The sequence below is a fragment of the Phytobacter sp. genome (genome assembly GCF_059074235.1).
In genome coordinates this window covers 39396-62771 of record NZ_JCACPZ010000002.1, presented here as the reverse complement: position 1 = coordinate 62771, position 23376 = coordinate 39396, and the positions used below count along the sequence as shown (strand labels likewise).

Below are 23376 nucleotides of genomic sequence, written 5' to 3'. Positions count from 1 at the left end.
CCTGTCTTCCCCCACATGATGTGGGGGTTTTTTTTGCCCTAAATTCAGCATCCTGAATTCCCGCCTGATAAGTTGCCTTTCGTTATACTACCCACTGAAGAATGTGGGAGCCTTTATGAACGAATCTTACGGACGCCTTGTCAGCCGTGCCGCCATCGCGGCCACGATCATGGCGTCGTCATTATTAGTGATTAAAATCTTTGCGTGGTGGTACACCGGTTCGGTGAGCATCCTGGCAGCGCTGGTGGATTCGCTAGTGGATATTGCCGCTTCGCTGACTAACCTGCTGGTGGTGCGTTATTCACTGCAACCGGCAGATGATGAACACACATTTGGCCACGGGAAGGCTGAATCGCTCGCCGCACTGGCACAAAGTATGTTTATTTCCGGCTCGGCGCTGTTCCTGTTTTTGACCGGTATTCAGCACCTGGCAAACCCGGAACCGATGTATTCACCCGGCATTGGTATTGCCGTTACCCTGATTGCTTTAGTCAGCACTGTGATCCTTGTCACTTTTCAGCGTTGGGTGGTACGAAAAACCCAGAGTCAGGCGGTCAGGGCAGATATGCTTCATTATCAGTCTGATGTTATGATGAACGGTGCAATTTTGGTCGCTTTGTGGCTGTCGTGGTACGGCTGGCATCGGGCGGATGCACTGTTTGCTTTGGGCATCGGTTGTTATATTTTATACAGCGCATTACGTATGGGATATGAAGCCGTTCAGTCTTTACTGGACAGGGCATTGCCGGATGAAGAACGCCAGGACATTTTCGATATTGTCACGGCCTGGCCGGGCGTCAGCGGTGCTCACGATCTGCGAACAAGGCAGTCAGGTCCAACACGGTTCATCCAAATCCATCTGGAGATGGAGGATAACCTTCCATTGGTTCAGGCGCACATCATCGCTGAACAGGTGGAACAAGCAATTCTGCAGCGTTTTCCAGGGTCGGATGTGATTATTCATCAGGATCCCTGCTCGGTAATACCTCAAGGACGATAAGCGCGTTGCTGCTGTCGTATTTCGTTGTAAAAAAAGAGAGTCAGACCCGCATTTAGTGTATAAATTACCGCCATAGGGTCTGACCTGAATCAATTCAGCAAATAGTGATTAATATAATATTTGCATCATAGCCGTTTGCTCCTGTGGAGCGTCGTTTTGGCCAACAGAACATTATTTTTGCATTCCTAAGTTCAGAGGTAGTCATGATTAAAAAAATCGGTGTGTTGACAAGTGGCGGTGATGCGCCGGGCATGAACGCAGCAATTCGTGGCGTTGTCCGTGCAGCATTAACTGAAGGTCTGGAAGTTGCGGGTATTTATGATGGTTATCTCGGCCTGTACGAAGACCGTATGATTCAACTGGATCGCTATAGTGTGTCAGACATGATTAACCGTGGCGGCACCTTCCTCGGCTCTGCACGTTTCCCGGAATTCCGCGAAGAGCACGTCCGCGCCGTGGCTATCGAGAACATGAAAAAGCGTGGTATTGATGCGCTGGTCGTTATCGGCGGTGACGGTTCCTACATGGGGGCTAAGCGCCTGACTGAAATGGGCTTCCCGTGCATCGGCCTGCCAGGCACCATCGACAACGATGTGGCCGGTACCGATTACACCATCGGTTATTTCACCGCACTGCACACCGTGGTTGAAGCGATTGACCGCCTGCGTGACACCTCTTCTTCTCACCAGCGTATTTCCATCGTTGAAGTGATGGGCCGTTACTGTGGTGACTTGACCCTGGCCGCTGCTATTGCTGGCGGTTGCGAGTTTATCGTGCTGCCTGAAGTAGAATTCAGCCGTGAAGACCTGGTCGCAGAAATTAAAGCGGGTATCGCGAAAGGTAAAAAACACGCCATTGTCGCCATCACTGAGCACATCTGCGATATCGATGAACTGGCAAAATACATCGAAACCGAAACCGAGCGTGAAACCCGTGCGACCGTTCTGGGCCACATCCAGCGCGGCGGCTCCCCGGTGCCTTACGACCGTATCCTGGCATCCCGTATGGGCGCATACGCCATTGAGTTGCTGCTGCAGGGGCACGGCGGTCGTTGTGTCGGTATCCAGAACGAAAAAATGGTTCACCACGACATTATCGACGCTATCGAGAACATGAAGCGTCCGTTCAAAGGTGACTGGCTGGACTGCGCTAAAAAGCTCTACTAAACACATTCAACGCCCTCTGTTTCGAGGGCGTTTCTTTGTCAGCTGATATTCCCCAAAGTTATAGCCAATCTTTTTTTATTCTTTAATCATTGGACATCTTTCTGGCACGCTGATCACATCAAAATACATAACCTGAGAGAGTGGGCGATGAACAAGTGGGGCGTAGGATTAACATTGCTGCTGGCATCTGGCAGCGTTCTGGCGAAAGACATTCAATTACTGAACGTGTCGTATGATCCAACGCGTGAGTTGTATGAACAGTACAACAAAGCGTTCAGCGCACACTGGAAACAGGAAACCGGCGATACTGTCACCATTCGCCAGTCACACGGTGGCTCAGGCAAACAAGCAACCTCGGTTATTAACGGTCTGGATGCGGATGTTGTGACCCTGGCGCTGGCCTATGACGTGGATGCGATTGCCGAGCGTGGCAGCATCGACAAGAACTGGATCAAACGTCTGCCGGATAACTCTGCGCCTTATACCTCCACCATTGTCTTCCTGGTGCGTAAAGGCAACCCGAAACAAATTCACGACTGGAATGATTTAATCAAACCGGGCGTGTCCGTTATCACCCCGAACCCGAAAAGCTCCGGTGGTGCACGCTGGAACTACCTGGCGGCGTGGGGCTATGCTCTGCACCAGAATGGCGGTGACCAGGCTAAAGCTCAGGAGTTCGTGAAGGCGCTGTTTAAAAACGTCGAAGTGCTGGACTCCGGTGCGCGCGGCGCAACCAACACCTTCGTTGAACGCGGTATCGGCGACGTGCTGATTGCCTGGGAAAACGAAGCGCTGCTGGCGACAAACGAGCTGGGTAAAGACAAGTTTGAAATCGTCACCCCAAGCGAATCCATTCTTGCGGAGCCGACCGTCGCTGTTGTCGACAAAGTGGTCGCGAAGAAAGGCACCCAACAGGTTGCCGAAGCGTACCTGAAATATCTCTACACCCCGGAAGGGCAGGAGATTGCGGCGAAGAACTTCTACCGTCCGCGTGACAAAGACATTGCCGCGAAATATGCAAACGAGTTCCCGAAACTGAAGCTGTTCACCATTGACGATGTCTTTGGTGGCTGGACAAAAGCGCAGAAAGAGCACTTCTCCAACGGCGGCAAGTTCGACGAAATCAGCAAACGCTAATCCCCAGGCGGCCCTTAACGGGGCCGTTTTTGTTTTCCCCTCTGTACATCTTTTTCCCGTTTTACTGCGCTATGCTTCATGTTCTTTCTGGAAAGAGGACGTCCGATGAAGATTGTGCAGCGAACTGCAATAGCCCTGGTGATTTTGATGCTGCTGACGGCGGCTTACGGTGCCTACTGGTGGAACAGTAGCGACAGGGATCAACTTCGCCAGATTGTCACCGGGCAGTGTGTCCCTCATCAGCGCGATTCCCACTTACCTGCACCCTGCGAGCAGGCCAATCTGGATGCCGGTTATGTGCTGCTCAAAGACCGTAATGGCCCCCTGCAATACCTGCTCATGCCGACTTATCGTATCAATGGTATTGAAAGCCCTTTGTTGTTGCAGCCTCACACCCCAAACTTTTTCTGGCAGGCCTGGCAATCACGCGGCGTTATGGGAAAAATGCGCGGCAGCCCACTGCCGGATAACGCCATTTCTCTTACCATCAACTCGCGCACCGGGCGGACCCAAAACCACTTCCATATTCATATGTCCTGCCTGCGAAACGATGTACGTATTAAGCTCGATAGTGAAGCGGCGACTATCAGCAGCCGTTGGCTGGCTCTGCCCGGTGGCCTGTTAGGGCATCACTATCTGGCGCGACGGGTAACGGAAGCGGAGCTGGTACAGCGCAGCCCGTTCCTGATGCTGGCGGAAGAAGTCCCTGATGCGCGTGATCATATGGGGCGTTATTCGATGGCGATGTTGCAGCAGGCCGATCGCTCGTTTGTTCTGCTGGCAACGCAGCGAGACCTGTTCACCTTCAACCGTGCGTTTGCTGAGGAAATTCAGGATCATCAATGTGATATCCTGAAATAGCCCCACCAGATTTGGCGTTTACCGGGCAAGCCTGTCGCCGTAGACTTGCTGAAAAATTCTACAGGAGACAGGTATGTCGCTCTGGTTTACTCACCCTCTGTTCCTTCCTTCCGTGATTGTTGGCATTACGATTGTGCTCTGGGCGACCTCGTTGCTGCCGGAGTTCATCACTGCACTGCTGTTTTTCACCGTTGCGATGATTGCTAAAATCGCCCCGCCGGATGTGATTTTTGGCGGCTTCGCCTCTTCAGCGTTCTGGCTGGTGTTCAGCGGTTTTGTGCTGGGGGTGGCGATCCGCAAAACCGGGCTGGCTGACCGCGCTGCGCGGGCCCTCTCCTCAAGACTGACGGATTCATGGCTGCTCATGGTCGCAAGTGTGGTGTTGCTCAGCTACGCACTGGCCTTTGTAATGCCCTCCAACATGGGGCGCATTGCTTTGTTGATGCCGATAGTAGCGGCGATGGCGGCTCGTGCGGGGATTAATGAAGGCACGCGAGCCTGGTATGGACTGGCACTGGCGGTAGGGTTTGGTACTTTTCAGCTCTCGGCGACCATTCTGCCTGCAAACGTCCCCAACCTCGTGATGAGCGGGGCGGCGGAGGGGTCGTATGGTATTCACCTGAATTATGTCCCTTACCTGCTGCTGCACACGCCGGTGCTCGGGGTACTCAAAGGTCTCATCCTGATTGGCCTGATTTGCTGGCTCTTTCCGGGTAAACCCCGCGCGCCAGAGGAGATGGCACCCTCCGAACCCATGAGCAGGGAAGAGAAGCGGCTGGCGTGGCTATTGGCGGTTGTCCTGACCATGTGGGTAACGGAGAGCCTGCATGGTATTGGCCCGGCCTGGACGGGACTGGTGGCCGCCTGCATTACGCTCTTACCACGTGTGGGTTTTATCAATGGCGAAGAGTTCTCGAATGGCGTGAATATTCGAACCTGTATCTACGTGGCCGGTATTCTTGGGCTGGCGATCACGGTCACTCAGACGGGGATTGGTGCAGCAGTGGGCAATGCCTTGCTGCATGTGATGCCACTGGACCCTGACAAGCCCTTCACCAGCTTCCTCGCGCTGACCGGAACCACCACGGCGCTGAACTTCATCATGACCGCCAATGGCGTACCGGCACTGTTTACCACGCTGGCGCAGAGTTTTTCCGATGCCACCGGGTTCCCGCTGCTGTCGGTGATCATGATTCAGGTGTTGGGGTATTCCACACCGCTGCTGCCGTATCAGGCGTCACCGATTGTGGTGGCGATGGCGTTAGGCAAGGTGCCTGCCCGGGCGGGGATGTTGTTGTGTATCGCGCTGGCGGTGGCAACCTATCTGGTGCTGTTGCCGCTGGATTATCTGTGGTTTAGCGTGCTGGGGAAATTGTAGAGCTGGTACGTTTTGTGTCCCCTCTCCCATAAGAGAGAGGGGACAAGGCAATTACGCCTGTTTAGCCGCTTCTGCTGCTTTAACGATCACCGCAAAAGCGTCAGCTTTCAGGGATGCACCGCCAACCAGCGCGCCGTCGATGTCCGGCTGGGTGAAGAGTTCAGCGGCGTTGGATGCGTTTACGGAACCGCCGTACTGAATGATCACTTGCTCAGCGACTTTTGCGTCGGCTTTAGCAATGTGGTCACGGATGAATTTGTGAACGGCCTGAGCCTGAGCCGGGGTAGCTGATTTGCCGGTACCGATAGCCCATACAGGTTCGTAAGCGATAACCACGCCTTCGAAGGCCGCAGCGCCCTGAGTTTTCAGGACAGCGTCAATCTGACGTGCGCAGACTTCTTCGGTTTTGCCCGCTTCGTTTTCTGCTTCGGTTTCACCGATGCACAGAACCGGGATCAGACCCTGCTCTTTCAGCACGGCAAATTTCTTCGCGATGAATTCGTCAGATTCTTTGTGGTAAGTACGACGCTCAGAGTGGCCGATGATGATGTATTTCGCGCCAAGATCTTTGAGCATTTCAGCGCTTGTTTCACCGGTGAATGCGCCAGACAGGTTAACGTCTACGTTCTGCGCGCCCAGGATAATGTGGCTGCCCGCAGCGGCGTGGTGAGCCAGATCCAGGTACAAATCTGGTGGTGCAATCGCTACGCCACAACCGGTCACGCCAGCCAGCTCTTTACGCAGGTTAGCAACCAGTTCGTTTACCATGTGGCGGCTGCCGTTCAGTTTCCAGTTACCCATCACCAAAGGATGTCGCATTTTTACTCTCCACGCACGAAGCGAATTAAGGAATATAGCTACCCTTCAGGGCAGCGTGGTCTGTGAAACAGTATAGAGATTCGTCCCCGCAAAGGCTTTGCTTTTTGTCATTTATTGTCGCCTTCGAGACTTTCAGATAGCGCCAGCTTAATCGGTTCAACGGCGAAGGTCAGCCCCTTTTCGCCGTCATCTGCGACAACATAGCGAATAGCACCCTCCGTTTCGGCATACCAAAGTTTGTTTTTGCCACTGTTCAGCAATTTTTGCAGTTTTTGCAGGCTCTGCGCTTTGGTCAGACCCGGTGAAAACTCACGGATCACCGCCGCCATATACTCTTGCGACTTTGCTCGTGAGGCTTTCTGCTCCGGCCCTCTGACGGGCAGCCAGGTTATCTGCATCGACTTAATTTTCAGTGTGCCGCGCTCCAGCGCCGTCGAGGCATAGAGATTGTCATTAATTTTCGTTGCCGCACGGGTCAGGCGTGCGGCGTCAGTACCGGAATCAATGGCACGGAACTCACTTAAAGCCAGTTCAGGGTTGTCCTCGTTGAACTTCTCTCTGAACTGGCTAATGGATTGCTCAAAGGTCGGTGCGCCGGGCAACAAATAGGGTGCTGTCGCCGCAGATGGCGCATCTTCTGCGAATGCAGGCGGGCAGATAATCAACGCCGCCAACAAGAGCCACCAGGTTTTCATCAACATCATCCTCATTTCACTTTGCTCACGATTAAAACGATATCGGCCGGGCTTGTCAAAAACTCGCACCGCCAGGGTAAACTACGCAGCAGTACGATAATAAGGAACCTTACATGGGTATTCAGCAGTGGTTATTCTCAATTAAAGGGCGCATTGGTCGCCGTGATTTTTGGGTGTGGATGGCGATTTGGGTGGTGGCGATGGCCGCACTTTTTTACGCAGTCGATTTCAACCTGCTTGCCAGCCAGAGCGCCGCGTTCATGCTGGTGTGCCTGTTATGGCCAACCGCCTGTGTGATTGTGAAACGTCTTCACGATCGCGGTAAATCCGGCCCCTGGGCGCTGTTGTTCGTGCTGGCGTGGATGCTGCTGGCCGGGAACTGGGACATGCTGAACGGTACGTTGCAATGGGCCGTTGGGCGTTTTGCGCCAGCGCTGATTATGGTGGGCATGTTTATCGACCTGGGCGCGTTTGTCGGCACCCAGGGCGAAAACAAATTCGGTAAAGACACGCTGGACGTGAAGTACCGCTGATTACCAGTAATGCTCGGCAGTCATATGGCCCGGCCGGCGGCGTAAGTGTTTGGTCATCTGCCGGGTCTCTTTCAGCAGTTGCTGAGTGTCACGCACCATCTGCGGGTTGCCGCAGAGCATGACGTGACTGGTCTCGGTGGTCATCGGCAGTCCTATCGCTTCTTCTAGCGCACCACTCTCAATCAGAGTCGGTACACGCCCGGTCAGCGAGCCTGAAACGCTCTCACGACTCACTACCGTCTGAATGCGCAATTTGCCTTCATAGCGCTGCTGAAGCTCCAGCATCAGCGGCAGGTAGCTCAGGTCTGCGGCATAACGTACCGCATGCACCAGCACCAGATTTTTGAAGCGCTCAAGATCTTTGCCTTCCTGCAAAATTGACAGGTAGGGGCCAATAGCCGTCCCGGTGGCCAGCATCCAGAGTGTTTCGCAGTCCGGCACTTCTTCCAGCACGAAGAATCCGGCCGCTTCGCTGACGATCAAAATGTCATCATCAGGCTGTAGCGCGGCAAGGCGTGGGCTGAGTTTCCCTTCTGGCACGGTGACAAGATAGAACTCAAGATCAGGATTCCCCGGCGCATTGACGTGAGAGTAAGCGCGCTGTACCCGCTCGCCGTCGATTTCGAGGCCAAGCTTGGCAAACTGTCCGGCGGTGAAGGGAAGAATAGGGGCATGAACGGTCAGGCTGAACAACGCGTCGGTCCAGAACTCGACTTTAACGACTTTTCCTGTAACCCAGTCGGCCATGATTTTCTCCTGTTCAGAATCATTGCCTTATCTTCGTCGTGAATGGGGAGGATTTCCAGTCCATATAATCTGGAAAGCTCTCCCCGACAAATATCCCCGTCATACTTCAGGTTGCAGGTGCGTCGGCTGCAACTCGAATTATTTAGGCGAAAAACTTACAGAATATGCGTCTGCACGTCCGGATCTTTGCGGTCCAGATAGTGAATCGACTGAATACGGCGAATGGTGCGCGATTTCCCGCGAATCAGCAGGGTCTCGGTGGTCGCAATATTGCCCTTACGGGTGATGCCATCCAGCAGGTCGCCTTTGGTGATCCCGGTGGCGGAGAAAATCACGTTGTCGCTGCGCGCCATATCGTCCAGACGCAAAACAATGCCCGCTTCAATGCCCATGGCCTGGCAGCGTTCCAGTTCGTTTTCCCCGATGCGGCGGTTCTCTTCGCTATCGCCTTTCACGTGGTGGCGAGCCAGCAGGCGGCCCTGCATGTCGCCATCGAGCGCACGGATAACGGCCGCTGAGACGACACCTTCCGGTGCGCCGCCGATGCCGTAGAGCACGTCGACTTCGCTGTCCGGCATGCAGGTCAAAATAGAGGCGGCAACATCGCCATCCGGAATCGCGAAGACGCGCACGCCGAGTGTTTGCATTTCGGCGATAGTGGCGTCGTGGCGCGGTTTAGCCAAAATGGTCACCGTCAGTTCCGTGAGCGGTTTACCCAGTGCTGCAGCGACGTTGCGCAGGTTATCGGCCAGAGAAAGGTTAAGGTCGATAGCCCCTTTGGCGCCTGGGCCGACAATCAGTTTTTCCATGTACATATCCGGTGCGTTCAGGAAGCAGCCCTGATCGCCCACCGCCAGCACCGCCAGGGCATTCGCCTGACCCATTGCGGTCATGCGGGTGCCTTCAATCGGATCAACGGCGATATCCACCGCATCCCCATTGCCGGTACCGACTTTTTCACCAATGTAGAGCATTGGGGCTTCGTCGATCTCCCCTTCGCCAATCACAATGGTACCGTCGATGTTGACCTGATTTAGCATAATGCGCATTGCGTGAACCGCTGCGCCGTCGGCGATGTTTTTGTCGCCGCGACCCAGCCACTTGTAGCCAGCCAACGCAGCCGCTTCCGTCACGCGGGAAAATTCAATGGCAAGTTCTCGTCTCATTGCATACTCGTGAAGTCAAAGAAATTGCGCGAAGTTTAACACATAGAGGGGACATGGGGACGGTCGGGTACGGTGTGGCCTGAGACCCTCACCCCAGCGCTCTCCCTCAGGGAGAGGGAGAAAACAGAGGTGAGGGTGAGGGGATTACTCTTCGTGATCTTCCCACGCCAGGGCGCGTTTCACGGCTTTTTTCCAGCCGCTGTAACGCACGTTACGCTCGGTGGTTTCGATGCTCGGACGGAATTCACGTTCGATGACTGCTTTCTCCTGCAGTTCATCCAGGTTCTGCCAGAAGCCGACTGCCAGACCAGCCAGGTAAGCTGCACCCAGCGCCGTCACTTCTCGCACTTCCGGACGCTCCACGCGGGTGCCAAGAATGTCGGACTGGAACTGCATCAGGAAGTTGTTGGCGACAGCGCCGCCGTCAACGCGCAGGGCGTGCAGACGAATGCCGGAGTCAGCCTGCATCGCTTCCAGAACGTCGCGTGTCTGGTAAGCAATAGATTCCAGGGTGGCACGGATGATGTGGTTAGAGTTCACGCCACGGGTCAGACCGAAGATCGCGCCACGGGCATACGGGTCCCAGTAAGGCGCACCCAGACCGGTAAACGCCGGTACCACGTACACGCCGTTGGTATCTTTCACTTTGGTCGCGAAATATTCAGAGTCAAACGCATCGCTGATCAGTTTCATCTCGTCACGGAGCCACTGAATAGACGCACCCGCCATGAACACCGCACCTTCCAGCGCATAATTCACTTCGCCTTTTGGACCGCAGGCGATGGTGGTCAGTAGACCGTTTTCTGATTTCACCGCTTTCTCGCCGGTGTTCATCAGCATAAAGCAGCCTGTACCGTAGGTGTTCTTCGCCATTCCTTCTTTGACGCACAGTTGGCCGAACAGCGCCGCCTGCTGGTCACCGGCGATCCCGGCGATAGGAATACGCGTACCGCCTTTACCACCAATGTTGGTCTGGCCGTAGACTTCAGAAGACTTGCGTACATCCGGCAGCATGGCGCGTGGGATGTCCAGCGCTTCCAGCATTTTGTCGTCCCACTCCAGCGTGTTGATGTTGAACAGCATGGTACGGGAGGCGTTGGTGTAATCAGTAACGTGTACGCGTCCCTGGGTCATTTTCCAGATAAGCCAGGTATCAACGGTACCGAACAGCAACTCGCCACGTTTAGCACGCTCACGGGAACCTTCAACATGGTCGAGGATCCACTTCACTTTGGTACCGGAGAAGTACGGGTCAACCACCAGGCCGGTAGCGCTACGCACGTAATCTTCCATACCTTCACGCTTGAGCTTCTCGCAGATTTCCGCAGTACGGCGACACTGCCAGACGATGGCATTGTAAATCGGTTTACCGGTTTCGCGCTCCCAGACCACGGTAGTTTCACGCTGGTTGGTGATACCGATAGCGGCGATTTCGTCGGAACTGATATCGGCTTTCGCCAGCACTTCTACCAGAGTCGAGCTTTGGGTTGCCCAGATTTCCATTGGGTCATGCTCAACCCAGCCTGGCTTAGGATAAATTTGTTCGAATTCGCGCTGTGAAACGCTGATGATGTTGGCGTCATGGTCCATTACAACGGCGCGGGAGCTGGTAGTGCCCTGGTCGAGCGCAACGATATATTTCTTGTCAGTCATGATTTATGTCCCGTAGTCACATTACAGCGAAGCTTTTTGTTGAGCGGTAGTGGTGGCGTCTTTCTCTTCCACGGCGCACACATCACACGGCAAATGGCGTCCAATCAGTTTACGATAACCGAAGGCACCCAGCGATGCGCCGACAATTGGCGCGAACAGCGGCACGAGGAAGTAAGGAATATCTTTGCCACCGGTGAAGGCAACGTTGCCCCAACCTGCCAGCCAGGCGAATGCTTTCGGCCCGATATCACGTGCCGGATTCATCGCAAACCCGGTCAGTGGACCCATAGAGGCACCGATAACCGCGATCAGCAGGCCGATCAGCAGTGGCGCGAGTGGACCGCGAGGAATACCGTTACCGTCGTCCCCCAGCGCCATAATGACGCCCATCAGAATAGCGGTAATCACCATTTCAACCGCGAAGGCCTGCACAAAATTGATATGCGGGTTCGGGTAAGTTGAGAAAGTGCCAGCCAGGTCAACACTTTCGACAGTGCCGCGGACAATGTGGTGCGTCTGTTCGTAATCGAGGAAAAGATTGTAATAAAGCCCGTAAACAAGCGCGGCGGCGCAGAACGCGCCGGCAAACTGGGAAAAAATAAAGGGAACAACTTTGCGCCCATCGAAACAGGCAAAGAGCCACAACGCGATCGTTACTGCCGGGTTAAGGTGTGCGCCGGAAACCCCTGCGGTCAGGTAAATGGCCATCGCCACGCCCAGACCCCAAATAATACTGATTTCCCACTGCCCGAAGGTGGCGCCCGCGACTTTGAGCGCCGCAACGCATCCCACACCGAAGAAAATCAACAACCCGGTTCCGAGGAATTCGGCGATGCACTGGCCTTTTAAGGTTGAGGTTTGACTCATAATCGGATCCTGCAAAGAGTTTAATGGTTATTGTTTGCATGGAGGTCGGGGCTCCAAGATGTCGTGTAGACATACTGTTAATTTATCGTTAACGCTCAAAAACGAGAAATATCGAAATCAAAATGTGTGTACTGCGTCAATAAAATGAGCGTTTTCGCGCTATGAGGCGCGTTTTCGAATGGCAGGTAACTATAGCGAAGTGTGAGCTGAATCATTTTTGTAACCCTTAATTTAACAATTAAGGAGTAGGGCCGCTACTGTCCCCAGGCATAAACTGAAAAGTGTTGCAAAGCTTGATCTGCGCGGCTTGTCGCTGGACAGGGGCTACAGGGCTTCATACAATCGGATACTAAGACCGTGCGCTAAACAGATTAAGGCGTCGCCGTTCACGGAACGAAGGTGTATCCCCGGGATACAGCTACCCATCAACGCCTTGCAATTCAGGAGAGGTATGACGATGTCATTAGAAGTATTCGAGAAACTGGAAGCAAAAGTACAGCAGGCGATTGATACCATCACGTTGTTGCAGATGGAAATCGAAGAGCTGAAAGAAAAGAACAACAGCCTGAGCCAGGAGATTCATTCTGCTCAGCAGGGTCGTGAAGAGCTGGAGCGTGAAAACAATCAGCTTAAAGACCAACAGCATGGCTGGCAGGAGCGCCTGCAGGCACTCTTAGGCCGCATGGAAGAAGTCTGATTACGCTTCATCTTTCGTGCCGTAGCGGCGTTGGCTGCGTTCGCTCACCCCAGTCGCATAGTGGACTATGCTCCCGGGGATTCGCTTACTGGCCATCTTGCTACAACACGAAATCTTTCGCGAATCTAAAAGGCACCCGAGGGTGCCTTTTTGTTTTTAGGCTGATTTGCTCATCGTTCCCCACACCAGTTCCCCCTGATGGAAGGTGGCGGTGCGTGGTGAAATGCGCGCGACTGCTTCGGCAGAGCAGGACGCATCTACCAGCACAAAGCTGGCCTCATCCTGCGCGTTTGGCCAGACGCGTTCGCCTTTATCATTGAGCGGCAAGACATCCCCGGTTGCGATTCCGAGTGCGCGTGACAGCGTCTGCTCGTTCGGGCGGATGTAGAGCTGCGCATACAGATTGGCCTTTTCCAGCATGTCGCCGAGCCCATAAGGCGACCAGTGGTCGATCACGCTGTCGGTTCCGGTCATCACAAATACCCCTTTCTCGCGCAGCTGCTTAAGCGGCATGTGCAGGGTGCCAATCGGCACGGTCGAGGCGATGGTAACCTGCTGCGCCGCCATGCGGGTGGCCAGTTCATCTACCTGCTGTTCATTAAGCGTTGCCAGCGCAAAGGCATGACTGATGGTCAGCTTGCCTTTCAGTGCGGGGTTTTTCTCCACTGTTTCAACCATATAATTGACGGCGGCTACTCCTGCGGGGCTGGTTTCATGCAGATGGATATCGACCCCTTTACCGTAATCGAGTGCAATCTGGAACATGGTGTCGAGCGACTTTTCCATTGCCCCGTCAACGCTGGTGGGGTCCAGACCACCCACATAGTGCGCCCCCGCCTGCATCGCTTCGCGCATCAGTGGTTCAGATTTAGAGAGCAACAGACCGTGTTGCGGGAAGGCAACGATTTCGCAGCGAAAACCGGCGCGACGACGCTCCAGCACTGCCTGCAGGTTTTCCAGATTTTTCAGCCCGGAGGTCGGTTCAATGTTGCAATGGCTGCGGGCAATGGTTGACCCCTTAGACTGCAGCAGGTCGATAAGCTTCCCGGCACGCTCCTGGGTATAGGGCTGAAGTTCCGGCAGCAGCGTCTGCTCCAGGCGAATCATATCCTGAATGGTGGTGCCCGCCGGGCGATTCAGTGACCGCCAGGGGCCGCCATAAAAGGTTTTATCCAGATGGATGTGCATATCGCGCATGGCGGGCAGCATCAGCTTACCGCCGGCATCGTAGCGGGGTAGAGCAGCATTTTTATGCTGCTTGTTGTCGCCCAACGCCACAATTTTGCCATTGTTGATTTCGAGCGTATGCAGTGTGGTGAGCGTATGCGTCGCTGTCTTACCTTCGTATTCGAAACCCGTTTCCAGCAGCACATTGTCGAGATAGTAGTGTTTATCGAGGAGCGTCATGGCGTTGCGTGTCTCATCACTCTCAGTGGTGGACTTCGCAGCATACGCGACAGAACCCGTCGCGCCAAACAGCGCACAGGCGGTGGCGATTTTGCCGCTTTGGCTTAAAAATTCCCGGCGGCTTTTATTGTCAGTCATCTTCTCTTCCTTTTGTGGCCTGTCAGGCAGGTACGATGTGGGTGCCCGTTTCACCGCGCAGGGCAGCAGGTAAGCAGTCTGGCGAGGTGATGATCACCCGTTTGCCGCCCTGGCGCAGAAAATCGAGGCTGGCGACGATTTTTGGCAGCATGCTACCCGCCGGGAAATGGCCTTCCCGCATGTACTCCGTCATCGCGGCGACGTTCACTTCATCAAGGGCGCGCTGCTGCGGTTTACCGAAGTGGACGCATACTTTTTCCACGCCGGTGGTGATAACCAGAATGTCGGCCTGAATTTCCCGGGCCAGCAGCGCCGTGGAGAGATCTTTGTCGATCACCGCATCCACGCTCTGATAATGGCCTTGTGAAGAACGAATCACCGGGATCCCACCGCCACCTGCGCCGATCACCACAAAGCCCTGTTTGGTCAGCGCTTTAATCGCATCCGCTTCGACGATGCGCTGCGGTTCCGGGGAGGCGACGACGCGACGATAGCCACGACCGGAGTCTTCGACAAAGTGCCAGTCCGGGTGTGCAACCTGTAGTGCGTCTCGCTGGGCTTCGCTAAAGAACGCGCCGATAGGTTTCGTTGGGTGCGTAAAGCCGGGGTCTTTGGCATCGACTTCCACCTGGGTGACCACGGTGACGGCCTTCTGATCGCCACGCTGGCTGAGCAGGTTGTTCAGTGCCTGTTGAATTAAGTAACCGATGCCGCCCTGGGTGTCGGCGACACAGTTAGCCAGCGGCGTAAGGGGTAAACCTTCCCGCTCATGGGCGATTTCGGCGCGGCGTAAATCCAGCCCGACTTGCGGACCGTTGCCGTGGGTAAGGACGATGTCGAAATCCGAGGCCAGCATCTCCAGTACCGATTCCGCGACCTTTTTGACCGCTTCGGACTGGTGTTCAACGGACTGGCTGGCGTTGTCTTTGATAATGCTGTTACCACCAATGGCAACCACCACGAGTTCTTTCATGTGTTTTCCTTCGCAAAGGTGCGGTTTGATCCCCTCACCCCGGCCCTCTCCCCATAGGGGAGAGGGGGAATACGGGGCAATCATCAAGCTTCAGAGACCGGCGCAGCAGCCTGCGCGGCTTCACGGCTGTCGAGCACATGTTTCACCACGAACATGCCGGACATCATCAGGTAAGCGGCGACGAACATCAGCGATGAGCCCTGAGCAAAGCCGACAACCGGGGAGTGTATGACCCCGAACAGCGCCAGCAGCGCGCCACCTGCGGCAGCAACAGCACCACGCAGCGGTTTATTGATGATGGCGAAGATGGCGATACAGCCCCAGATCATACTGGCGAGCGGTGCGCCGTTGCCCAGATGCACCAGCCCCTGGTAGTAAACGCCTTTGCTGTGCAGCAGGTCGGTGCCCAGTTTTGCCGCTGAGGTACCCGCGGCACCCATCACGCTGTTGACCATGGTGAGCGCCCAGTTGGCTATCCACGGGAACAGGCAGATGAAGATGACAGGAACCTCAATTTTGGGCGTTTCCCTCACCACCTGGTTGGCGGTGACCACGCCGATAAACACCAGAATCGGCACGATGGCGGTCATCGGAATAATGGCGAGCATAAACGCGCCGAGACCAAACAGCGGGACGAGGAACATGGTGACGCCGGATGCCAGGGTGTAGCCGATGCTGGCACCCATCGCTTTCCAGCCCGCGTGACCGACATAGACCGTCACCGGGAATGGGTTGCCCAGCAGGCAGCCCAGCATCGAGGAGAGGCCGTTTGCCAGCATGACTTTGCGGGTGTTGTACTCATCACCGGCGGCGTGGGCGCTTTCAATATTTTCCAGGTCGAAGATGTAGTTTGCCAGGCCCAGCGGTACGGCAGAGGCCAGGTAAGGCAGCGCGTGCGGCAGACCCTGCATGAAGCTGTCCACATGGATTTCCGGCGGGTTAAAGCCAAAGGACGACATCGACGCTTTAATGGCCTCCGGGCTTTGCAGACCAGAAATCCACGCCAGGGCTGTACCGGCAATCAGCAGCAACAGACCGGTCGGGATACGGGCGAAAATCGGTTTCTTGCCGAACCAGTTAATGAAGATCAGCAGCAGCACGATGAACGACACGGTCGGTGCTTCGAAGGCCTGCAGCATCGGGTTCATGGCCAGCAGCAGCAGACCCAGACCAGAGAGGCAGGAGAGCAATACGGTGCGCGGGATCATCTTGCGGATGGTTTCGCCGAGGAAAGAGCCACCGGCGAGGATCAGCGCTTCAACGAAGCACCACACCAGGCCAATCTGAATAGCGAAATCTGCATCACCCGTCTGCTGATAAACCGGCATCAGTACGAGGAAGGTGACGGTAAAAATCGACGGCGCGCTTGGCCCGGAAGGCAGAGCGGTAACATCAGTCCGCCCCGTCTGGCGTGCCATCTGCATACCAAACCATGCGTAACTGATACTCGCGACCAGCACGGCAAAACCAAACGCCGGGGCGATACGGCCGTAAACAATCTCTTTGGGGATACCCACCACGAAGATGAGCAGCCCCATCATGGTGAGCAGGTTAGTCAGGTTGTTGGTCATCAGCCCGAAGTAGGCTGCCCAGTCACCGCGTTTCCACTCTAATTTTACTCTGTTCATGGAATGTCCTTCACAGGTTACAAACGCTCTACGATCCGGGATATTCCGGGATCGGTACGGGTCCTGCAGGTGAATAACGAATCGCGCTCAACTACCCAGGGCTGACCTTCGCCAGCCCTGTTTTCTTGTTATTGGCAGTAGCGGTCGCGGTAACTCAAAATGGCTTTCTCAAAACAGGCGAACGGCGGATGAACGATGCCTGCGCCAATCATGCCGATACCCGCGTCTTTGTGGGCAATGGCGGTATTGATGACCGGCAAAATTCCACTGCCGCCGACTTTGGTGATATCGATAGCCGTTGGTACGCCCATAAACGACAGCAAAGGTATGGTCACGTTAGGGTTCTCGCCCAGCGTGATTTCCCGCATCTGGCGTGAGAAGTCGATGGCTTCATCTACCGTGCCGCCGACCAGCGCCACGATGGCCGGAGCTGTTGCCATGGCGAAACCACCAATGCCGTAGGTTTCAGTAATCGCGCTGTCGCCGATGTCCAGCCCGGAATCTTCCGGCTTGTAGCCCGCAAACATCGGACCAATCACCTGCTGTGACGGGCCGGTAAACCAGTGGCCCGGCAGGCCGCTGATGCGCAGGCCAAACTCCACGCCGTTACGCGCCATGGTGGTGACCACGGTGCTGTACTCAATGCCGTGGGCGGCATCCATCGCCGCTTTACACAGCACCATCCAGGTCGGGCCGGAGAAGTAATCGCTGCTGGCGACAAACTCAAACACGTCGCGCTGCTGTTCCACCGGATAACCGGTCTGAATGATCCACGGCGTCAGCGCCTGAATCAGCAGCGTGGTGCCCGCGTTGTTGCGGTTGTGGCACTCGTCGCCCATGTGCAGCGCCTGAGCCAGCATCAGGCGCAGATCAATCTCGCCCGCCAGCTTCATGGCATCGCGCAGAATCGGGCCCTGCACATCGCGCATCCAGTTCAGACGGTCAATGACGCTCTGGTCGTTGGCGCCCATACGCAGGATTTTCGCCATCTGCTCACTCATGTTGGTGTAAGCGCGATTACCATACGTTTTATTTTCAACGACGTGCATAAACATGGAGGCCGATGTGACGCCAGCCATAGAACCGACACAGTCATGCTCGTGGCACGGGGAGAAGGTTATCTCGCCGGATGCCGCCAGCCTTGCCGCGTCCTCCAGATCCTTAGCCAGTCCTTCAAACACCAGTGCTCCGGTCACCGCGCCTTTCATCGCCCCGCACATTTTTTCCCAGGTAATAGGAGGGCCTGCGTGCAGAATCGTGGTGGGCGTCATGCCTGGTACCACGTTGATGGCCTGGTCAAAACCGACCAGCACCGGGTGCGACTGAATAATGCGCTCCAGCGCCAGTTTGTTGGCGGCGGCAATTCTGTCGGCAAGCGTGGGGGACGCTATTTGATCAAGGGCTGCAACAACCTGCATATTCCCCTGACCCGGCGGCGTCCAGTCAAGCTGGGTGACGTCCACGCGCTGTTTTTTCAAATCATCAGTGAACATAGCGATGCCGACGTTAATCACGTTCAGCGGTTGGTTAAACAGTGTCTGACTCATCAGGCTTCCTCCCCTTTGACGACGAATTCACGCGCCAGTAACCCAGTGTTGGTGCTGCTGCTTGCCCAGATAACGCCGGCATCGGTCAGCATCTGGCATTGTTGCTGTAAAGACGGTGTGTCCAGATCGGTGCCTAACACGTAGCCCAGAATTTCCAGCGGGCGGTTTTCGCCAGCGGCGATGGCTTTCGCTTCTTTAATGGCATCGACCATCACGCCGACCGGGTCTTCGTGGGAGCCAAAGCCGAGCACGAAGTCCATGACAATCACGCCCACTTGCGGGTCACGCGCTTCCTGTAAGAGGCGGCTGATGCGGTTGGTCGGGTCGATCATCGGGTGCGGTTTGCCGTTGGTGAAATCGTCATCGCCAAAGTCGAGGAAAGTGTGTCCCTGGCTTTTATTCAGATCTTTCAGGCGGAATTGTGGGTCCGGGTGGATGTTGCTCCAGACGTCAGTATGCTTTTCCATGGCGGCGAACATCGCTTCGTCGCACAGGGTGCCGCCGCAGAACAGACCGCGAATGTACTTCTGCTGCGGCGTCAGGCGGGCGCGGACCTCTTCAATCAATGGCCAGTTCAGTGAGTGCAGGTCGAGAGACTCTTTTTTCACCCCGGTCAGCAGCACCGCTTTCAGCGCAGCTTCCTTGGTGGCGCGGGCAAACTGCAACCCGTCTTCATCTGCTGGTGGCGTATTACGGCCAAGGAAGCAGACCACGACCGGCTTACGACAGGCACGCGCACGAGCCAGAACTTTGTCGGCTACCGCCTGTGCGGGTGGCTTGGAGACCAGCACGATAACGTCGGTTTGCTCATCCGCTTCCAGCATCGCCAGCGCGTCGAGCATCATCAGGCCACCTACTTTTTCGCTGAGATCGCGACCGCCGGTGCCAATCAGTTGCGAAATGCCGCCGCTGAATTCATGGATGCGCACGCTCAGCTCCTGGCTGCCGGTACCGGACGCGCCAATAATGCCGATGTTGCCGCGACGCACGGCGTTCCCAAAGCACAGCGCCGTGCCGTTGATGATCGCGGTGCCGCAGTCCGGCCCCATCATCAGCAACCCTTTTTCGTGCGCCAACTGTTTGAGTGCCACCTCGTCATCCAGTGAGACGTTGTCGGAAAAGAGCATCACGTTGAGATTATTTTCCAGCGCCTGACGGGCTTCTCGGGCGGCAAACTGACCGTTCACGGAGATCACCACCAGGTTACTCTCCGGGCGGTGCTGCTTGGCGCTGGCGATAGTGGCGTAACGGGACTCGTGGCTGCCCCCTTTGTCTTTCTGGGTGAAAAGCGCTTCGATGGCGGTGAGAGAGGCGTCGTTGGCTTCGTCGCTTGCACCTTTAATGACGATCATCAGATCGCCGTTTTTTGCTTCCTCAAGCTCTGGCGTTAACAGCCCCAGATTTTTGAGCACGCCTTTGTTCATTTCCGTCGCCATCGCGACAAATGCCTGCTCAACACCGTCGAGCTTGTTGGCCTTCGTCGAGATGGACATCAAAGAGACAGAATCAAAATAGGTGTTCTTTTTGATAACTATCCTGGTCGTCATAATATTCTCCAAAACAGGCGGTCAGCGCGCAGGCGTCTGCCATGCCACAAAGCATGTCGCAGCCTGAACTTGACCCGATTTTTTTAATTTCGGTGAGAGTGTCAGTTATTTCCTTACTATCGTTAGTGGCAATCTTTTTAATTAATTGCCCGATGCTTTCCCGATAGCGATGCTGTATTGCTGCACTCAGTGTCACTGCACTGAGTAAGGTCGTTTTATTTTTTGCCTGAGTGATCGCCGATATAAAATGTTGGCGATCTTTACACCCCGGATGACCGGGTAATAACCATATGGCGAAAAAACCGGTAAGCCAGTCATCGCCCGTTGGGGTCAGGCCAATACCTAATCCTAATAATTTGATTATTGCTGCTTGCGGATTTAAATCACTGCGCAGCGCATGCAATAAATTTCCACGGTTATGGTTAAGATGTTTTTCCAGTTCGCGATAAAAAATATTGTCACCGCGATAATAAAAAAGAGAACTGCTAGTGCTTATTTCCTGATGAATGCGTGCACTCCACGTGTGCCAGGAAATTCGCTGAAAGTGTTCGGCAGTAATAGAAAGGTCTGGAGGATGCCACTGCTGACATTGGGAATAACTAATCCATTTATCCTGACCAATCCTGATGCCATCCGGGTAAAACTGCACTGGCTCGCCAGTGCGAAAGTCTTCATGACAGTGCCTGAGCGCCAGGCGACAGCTGTTCGGGGCGTTATCGCAAATTTCGCTTAATAAGGTAACAAGCGTGTTTTGCTCTGGGATGAACAGGTTAACCGCACGGGAGAAAACCTGCTCAACAACGCCGCTAAGAGGCTCGCGGGGAAAGGCTCCGTCTGCCGATAGCGCTACAATGCACCGCCTTTCTGGCTGTGCGATAACGCGTCTCCTCTGTTATGCCCCAGCGGTAACCAGCAGGGCGGCAATCTCGTGATAGCCTTTTTCACGCGCCAGGGTCAGCGGTGATTTACCGTATTTATCGGTCATATGTGGATTAGCGCCGTGGTCCAGCAGCAGCTTAACGATCTCCTGCTGCTTCGCTCCGCCGTCGTTGAGCACTATGGCTTCCAGCAGCGGCGTCCAGCCAACAAAGTTGGTGTGGTTCACATTAATATCGGTATGGGTCAGTAATTCACGAACGATTTCAACGTGGCCTTTTTCACTGGCAGGGGTAATACCCACGCCACCAAAGCGGCTTAAACAATTCAGATCGGGATTTGCCGGAAGCACCAGGCGTAATAACGTTAAATCGTTATTCAGGCAGCTAATCAGGAAAGGGTTAAAGCAGGTCTGGTCTTGTTTATTAATATCAGCACCGGAAGAAATTAATAATTCCACGCAATCGTAGTGTTTATTCAGACTGGCAATAACGATTGCCGTGCGACCCTGTCGGTTAGTTACGTTAATATCGACATTTTTAGCAAGGCAGGCTTTTAGCGCATCGGCATTGCCTTTTTCTGCGGCCAGTAAAAATTCGCCGCTGAGTTCATCTTGAGACATTTTCTGACCCCTTTTTCTTGAAGCTAATAACGTTCTCTGTTGTTGAGAATAGCAACAGAGATCTGCATTGAACATCCGTTTAAAAATCATTCATCACTAAAGGAAGCATTGTTGAATATGATTTAACAATGAGGGTGGGATGTGCGTCTGAGCAAGGATTTTCTTATATTGAAGCCATTTTTTCCTGGCGGAGAGCTATTCGGCAGAATATCTCTCACCCCGCTCCACGCAAGGCATAGAAAGAAAGTGTAGAAGTGTGATTGCCTTCAAATTAGATGTAAATCCAGTGTTAAATATTGTTCAAAACTGATTGCCCGCCATAAGGATTACAAATACATTCAACAATTCTTCCAGGGTAAGGTGGAACACCGCTTTTTCGCCCGCTCACAACAGGAGTCACCCTAAGCATGAATTCCATCTTTACCGAAGAGAACCTCCTGGCGTTCACCACGGCGGCACGCTATGGCAGTTTCAGTAAAGCGGCGGAAGAGCTGGGGCTGACAACGTCGGCCATCAGTTACACCATCAAGCGTATGGAGACCGGGCTGGATGTTGTGCTGTTCACCCGTAGCACGCGCAGTATTGAGCTTACCGAGTCGGGTTTTTACTTCTACCGTAAAGCCACCGATCTGCTGAATGACTTTCATGCCATCAAGCGCAGCATTGATACCATCGCCCAGGGCATCGAAGCGCGGGTACGTATCTGCATTAACCAGTTGCTCTACACGCCACGCCACACGGCGCGACTGCTGCAGGTACTGAAAAAGCAGTTCCCTACCTGCCAGATAACCGTGACCACTGAGGTGTACAACGGCGTCTGGGATTCGATTATCAATAATCAGGCGAACATTGCGATTGGTGCGCCAGACACGTTGCTGGACGGCGGTGGGATTGATTACACGGAGATTGGCGCTATTCGCTGGTCGTTTGCTATTGCACCTGACCATCCCCTGGCCTTTGTGCCAGAACCCATCTCTGAAAGCCAGTTGCGTCTCTATCCCAACATCATGGTGGAAGACACCGCGCATACCATTAACAAGAAGGTGGGGTGGTTGCTGCACGGGCAGGAGGCCATTCTGGTGCCGGACTTCAACACCAAATGTCAGTGCCAGATTTTGGGTGAGGGGATCGGTTTTTTACCGGATTACCTGGTGCGGGAAGCGGCGGAAGAGAAGCGGCTGGTGACACGAAAAATTCATAATCCGCGCCAGGATTCACGCATGTTGCTGGCGACTCAGCATGCGGCAACCGGGCAGGTTACCCAATGGATCAAGAAACAGTTTGCCCCGGGCGGGGTGCTGACCACGATTTATTCGGATTTATTGCACCATGAGTGAACCGGCAAAATGAAAAAGGGGCCAGTTTCCTGACCCCTTTTGCGGTAAAGCGAAAGCGAACTACTCGATATCTAACGCATCTTCGGAAAGGATAATGCCAGTATTGTCGGCGTAGAGATGGTCGCCAGAGAAGAAGGTCACGCCGCCAAAGTTGACGCGGACATCACTCTCACCAATCCCTTCACCTGCTGCACCAACCGGAATCGCGGCGATGGCCTGGATCCCCAGATCCAACTCCTCAAGGTCATCGACCTGACGCACTGCGCCATAGACGACAATACCTTCCCATTCGTTCTGCGTAGCGATGCGGGCCAGGTCCGCATCAATTAAGGCACGGCGAACAGAACCGCCGCCATCGACCAGCAGTACACGACCACGGCCATTTTGTTCGAGCAGATCGTACAGCAACCCGTTGTCCTCGAAACATTTCACCGTGATGATTTGACCGCCAAACGACGACCGTCCACCAAAATTGGAGAACAGCGGTTCCACGACGTTGACATCTTCCTGGTAGATGTCACAGAGCTCAGACGTATCGTATTTCATAGGCTTAACGTTCAGTTGCTGCGAGAGTAGTCAGTA

General features: G+C 54.6%; 22 protein-coding genes. 8 read left to right on the top strand and 14 right to left on the bottom strand.

The window, feature by feature from the left end:
- Positions 1-115 precede the first annotated feature (115 nt).
- The 5 genes from fieF to AC5JPW_RS02910 all read left to right on the top strand — a co-directional run bounded on the left by fieF (position 116) and on the right by AC5JPW_RS02910 (position 5542).
- A complete protein-coding gene (gene fieF, locus AC5JPW_RS02930) occupies positions 116-1000 on the top strand; it encodes a CDF family cation-efflux transporter FieF (protein ID WP_494238181.1) in 885 nt (294 codons plus the stop codon).
- Between the two features lie 203 nt (positions 1001-1203).
- Complete coding sequence (pfkA, locus tag AC5JPW_RS02925; RefSeq protein ID WP_437432245.1) at positions 1204-2166, top strand: 6-phosphofructokinase; 963 nt, start codon at positions 1204-1206, stop codon at positions 2164-2166.
- Positions 2167-2313: 147 nt separating this feature from the next.
- A complete protein-coding gene (locus AC5JPW_RS02920; protein WP_494238180.1) occupies positions 2314-3303 on the top strand; it encodes a sulfate ABC transporter substrate-binding protein in 990 nt (329 codons plus the stop codon).
- Between the two features lie 105 nt (positions 3304-3408).
- Positions 3409-4164, top strand: coding sequence for a CDP-diacylglycerol diphosphatase (cdh, locus tag AC5JPW_RS02915; RefSeq protein ID WP_494238179.1), 756 nt, complete (start codon positions 3409-3411; stop codon positions 4162-4164).
- Positions 4165-4237: 73 nt separating this feature from the next.
- Positions 4238-5542, top strand: a complete 1305-nt coding sequence (locus AC5JPW_RS02910; protein ID WP_494238178.1) for an SLC13 family permease — start codon at positions 4238-4240, stop codon at positions 5540-5542.
- 51 nt (positions 5543-5593) lie between these two features.
- Here the strand turns inward: AC5JPW_RS02910 and tpiA are convergent, their stop codons facing one another.
- Complete coding sequence (tpiA, locus tag AC5JPW_RS02905) at positions 5594-6361, bottom strand: triose-phosphate isomerase (protein WP_494238177.1); 768 nt, start codon at positions 6359-6361, stop codon at positions 5594-5596.
- A gap of 107 nt (positions 6362-6468) precedes the next feature.
- Positions 6469-7056 carry a DUF1454 family protein gene (locus tag AC5JPW_RS02900; RefSeq protein WP_494238176.1) on the bottom strand — a complete coding sequence of 196 codons (588 nt, stop codon included), beginning with the start codon at positions 7054-7056 and terminating at the stop codon, positions 6469-6471.
- A 113-nt stretch (positions 7057-7169) separates the two neighbouring features.
- Here AC5JPW_RS02900 and AC5JPW_RS02895 point away from each other — a divergent pair, with 113 nt between their 5' ends.
- Entirely contained in the window at positions 7170-7589 is a 420-nt protein-coding gene (locus tag AC5JPW_RS02895) for a DUF805 domain-containing protein (RefSeq protein ID WP_494238175.1), read from the top strand.
- On the opposite strand, the gene fpr is transcribed toward AC5JPW_RS02895, so the two are convergent.
- The 4 genes from fpr to AC5JPW_RS02875 all read right to left on the bottom strand — a co-directional run bounded on the left by fpr (position 7590) and on the right by AC5JPW_RS02875 (position 12022).
- Positions 7590-8336 (bottom strand): ferredoxin--NADP(+) reductase, encoded by a 747-nt coding sequence (fpr, locus tag AC5JPW_RS02890; protein ID WP_494238174.1) that lies wholly within the window; start codon positions 8334-8336, stop codon positions 7590-7592. It lies immediately after the preceding gene.
- Positions 8337-8491: 155 nt separating this feature from the next.
- Positions 8492-9502, bottom strand: a complete 1011-nt coding sequence (glpX, locus tag AC5JPW_RS02885) for a class II fructose-bisphosphatase (RefSeq protein ID WP_494238173.1) — start codon at positions 9500-9502, stop codon at positions 8492-8494.
- A gap of 144 nt (positions 9503-9646) precedes the next feature.
- On the bottom strand, positions 9647-11155 hold the full coding sequence (gene glpK, locus AC5JPW_RS02880; protein ID WP_494238172.1) for a glycerol kinase GlpK: 1509 nt from the start codon (positions 11153-11155) through the stop codon (positions 9647-9649).
- Between the two features lie 21 nt (positions 11156-11176).
- Positions 11177-12022 (bottom strand): MIP/aquaporin family protein, encoded by an 846-nt coding sequence (locus AC5JPW_RS02875; RefSeq protein ID WP_494238171.1) that lies wholly within the window; start codon positions 12020-12022, stop codon positions 11177-11179.
- A gap of 451 nt (positions 12023-12473) precedes the next feature.
- On the opposite strand from AC5JPW_RS02875, the gene zapB reads away from it, so the two are divergent.
- Positions 12474-12719, top strand: coding sequence for a septal ring assembly protein ZapB (gene zapB / locus AC5JPW_RS02870; protein WP_121497563.1), 246 nt, complete (start codon positions 12474-12476; stop codon positions 12717-12719).
- 156 nt (positions 12720-12875) lie between these two features.
- Here the strand turns inward: zapB and AC5JPW_RS02865 are convergent, their stop codons facing one another.
- The 7 genes from AC5JPW_RS02865 to AC5JPW_RS02835 all read right to left on the bottom strand — a co-directional run bounded on the left by AC5JPW_RS02865 (position 12876) and on the right by AC5JPW_RS02835 (position 21457).
- Positions 12876-14264, bottom strand: coding sequence for an amidohydrolase family protein (locus AC5JPW_RS02865; protein WP_494238170.1), 1389 nt, complete (start codon positions 14262-14264; stop codon positions 12876-12878).
- 22 nt (positions 14265-14286) lie between these two features.
- A complete protein-coding gene (locus tag AC5JPW_RS02860) occupies positions 14287-15237 on the bottom strand; it encodes a carbamate kinase family protein (protein WP_494238169.1) in 951 nt (316 codons plus the stop codon).
- A gap of 83 nt (positions 15238-15320) precedes the next feature.
- Positions 15321-16865 (bottom strand): permease family protein, encoded by a 1545-nt coding sequence (locus AC5JPW_RS02855; protein WP_494238168.1) that lies wholly within the window; start codon positions 16863-16865, stop codon positions 15321-15323.
- A 128-nt stretch (positions 16866-16993) separates the two neighbouring features.
- Entirely contained in the window at positions 16994-18412 is a 1419-nt protein-coding gene (locus AC5JPW_RS02850) for a YlbE family protein (protein ID WP_494238167.1), read from the bottom strand.
- Entirely contained in the window at positions 18412-19959 is a 1548-nt protein-coding gene (fdrA, locus tag AC5JPW_RS02845; RefSeq protein WP_494238166.1) for an acyl-CoA synthetase FdrA, read from the bottom strand. The genes AC5JPW_RS02850 and fdrA overlap by 1 nt, the downstream gene beginning before the upstream one ends.
- On the bottom strand, positions 19919-20812 hold the full coding sequence (locus AC5JPW_RS02840; RefSeq protein WP_494238248.1) for an oxamate carbamoyltransferase subunit AllH family protein: 894 nt from the start codon (positions 20810-20812) through the stop codon (positions 19919-19921). Before AC5JPW_RS02840 ends, fdrA begins: the two co-directional genes overlap by 41 nt.
- A 39-nt stretch (positions 20813-20851) precedes the next feature.
- On the bottom strand, positions 20852-21457 hold the full coding sequence (locus tag AC5JPW_RS02835; RefSeq protein ID WP_494238165.1) for an ankyrin repeat domain-containing protein: 606 nt from the start codon (positions 21455-21457) through the stop codon (positions 20852-20854).
- Positions 21458-21864: 407 nt separating this feature from the next.
- Here AC5JPW_RS02835 and AC5JPW_RS02830 point away from each other — a divergent pair, with 407 nt between their 5' ends.
- Positions 21865-22794, top strand: a complete 930-nt coding sequence (locus AC5JPW_RS02830) for a LysR substrate-binding domain-containing protein (protein WP_494238164.1) — start codon at positions 21865-21867, stop codon at positions 22792-22794.
- Between the two features lie 60 nt (positions 22795-22854).
- Here AC5JPW_RS02830 and rraA read toward each other — a convergent pair whose 3' ends face one another.
- Entirely contained in the window at positions 22855-23340 is a 486-nt protein-coding gene (gene rraA / locus AC5JPW_RS02825; protein WP_494238163.1) for a ribonuclease E activity regulator RraA, read from the bottom strand.
- Positions 23341-23376: the final 36 nt, after the last annotated feature.

Excerpts from the sequence above, each read along its gene's own strand:
- fieF (WP_494238181.1), top strand. The coding sequence starts at position 116 with ATGAACGAATCTTACGGACGCCTTGTCAGCCGTGCCGCCATCGCGGCC.
- pfkA (WP_437432245.1), top strand. The coding sequence starts at position 1,204 with ATGATTAAAAAAATCGGTGTGTTGACAAGTGGCGGTGATGCGCCGGGC.
- AC5JPW_RS02920 (WP_494238180.1), top strand. The coding sequence starts at position 2,314 with ATGAACAAGTGGGGCGTAGGATTAACATTGCTGCTGGCATCTGGCAGC.
- cdh (WP_494238179.1), top strand. The coding sequence starts at position 3,409 with ATGAAGATTGTGCAGCGAACTGCAATAGCCCTGGTGATTTTGATGCTG.
- AC5JPW_RS02910 (WP_494238178.1), top strand. The coding sequence starts at position 4,238 with ATGTCGCTCTGGTTTACTCACCCTCTGTTCCTTCCTTCCGTGATTGTT.
- tpiA (WP_494238177.1), bottom strand. The coding sequence starts at position 6,361 with ATGCGACATCCTTTGGTGATGGGTAACTGGAAACTGAACGGCAGCCGC.
- AC5JPW_RS02900 (WP_494238176.1), bottom strand. The coding sequence starts at position 7,056 with ATGAAAACCTGGTGGCTCTTGTTGGCGGCGTTGATTATCTGCCCGCCT.
- AC5JPW_RS02895 (WP_494238175.1), top strand. The coding sequence starts at position 7,170 with ATGGGTATTCAGCAGTGGTTATTCTCAATTAAAGGGCGCATTGGTCGC.
- fpr (WP_494238174.1), bottom strand. The coding sequence starts at position 8,336 with ATGGCCGACTGGGTTACAGGAAAAGTCGTTAAAGTCGAGTTCTGGACC.
- glpX (WP_494238173.1), bottom strand. The coding sequence starts at position 9,502 with ATGAGACGAGAACTTGCCATTGAATTTTCCCGCGTGACGGAAGCGGCT.
- glpK (WP_494238172.1), bottom strand. The coding sequence starts at position 11,155 with ATGACTGACAAGAAATATATCGTTGCGCTCGACCAGGGCACTACCAGC.
- AC5JPW_RS02875 (WP_494238171.1), bottom strand. The coding sequence starts at position 12,022 with ATGAGTCAAACCTCAACCTTAAAAGGCCAGTGCATCGCCGAATTCCTC.
- zapB (WP_121497563.1), top strand. The coding sequence starts at position 12,474 with ATGACGATGTCATTAGAAGTATTCGAGAAACTGGAAGCAAAAGTACAG.
- AC5JPW_RS02865 (WP_494238170.1), bottom strand. The coding sequence starts at position 14,264 with ATGACTGACAATAAAAGCCGCCGGGAATTTTTAAGCCAAAGCGGCAAA.
- AC5JPW_RS02860 (WP_494238169.1), bottom strand. The coding sequence starts at position 15,237 with ATGAAAGAACTCGTGGTGGTTGCCATTGGTGGTAACAGCATTATCAAA.
- AC5JPW_RS02855 (WP_494238168.1), bottom strand. The coding sequence starts at position 16,865 with ATGAACAGAGTAAAATTAGAGTGGAAACGCGGTGACTGGGCAGCCTAC.
- AC5JPW_RS02850 (WP_494238167.1), bottom strand. The coding sequence starts at position 18,412 with ATGAGTCAGACACTGTTTAACCAACCGCTGAACGTGATTAACGTCGGC.
- fdrA (WP_494238166.1), bottom strand. The coding sequence starts at position 19,959 with ATGACGACCAGGATAGTTATCAAAAAGAACACCTATTTTGATTCTGTC.
- AC5JPW_RS02835 (WP_494238165.1), bottom strand. The coding sequence starts at position 21,457 with ATGTCTCAAGATGAACTCAGCGGCGAATTTTTACTGGCCGCAGAAAAA.
- AC5JPW_RS02830 (WP_494238164.1), top strand. The coding sequence starts at position 21,865 with ATGAATTCCATCTTTACCGAAGAGAACCTCCTGGCGTTCACCACGGCG.
- rraA (WP_494238163.1), bottom strand. The coding sequence starts at position 23,340 with ATGAAATACGATACGTCTGAGCTCTGTGACATCTACCAGGAAGATGTC.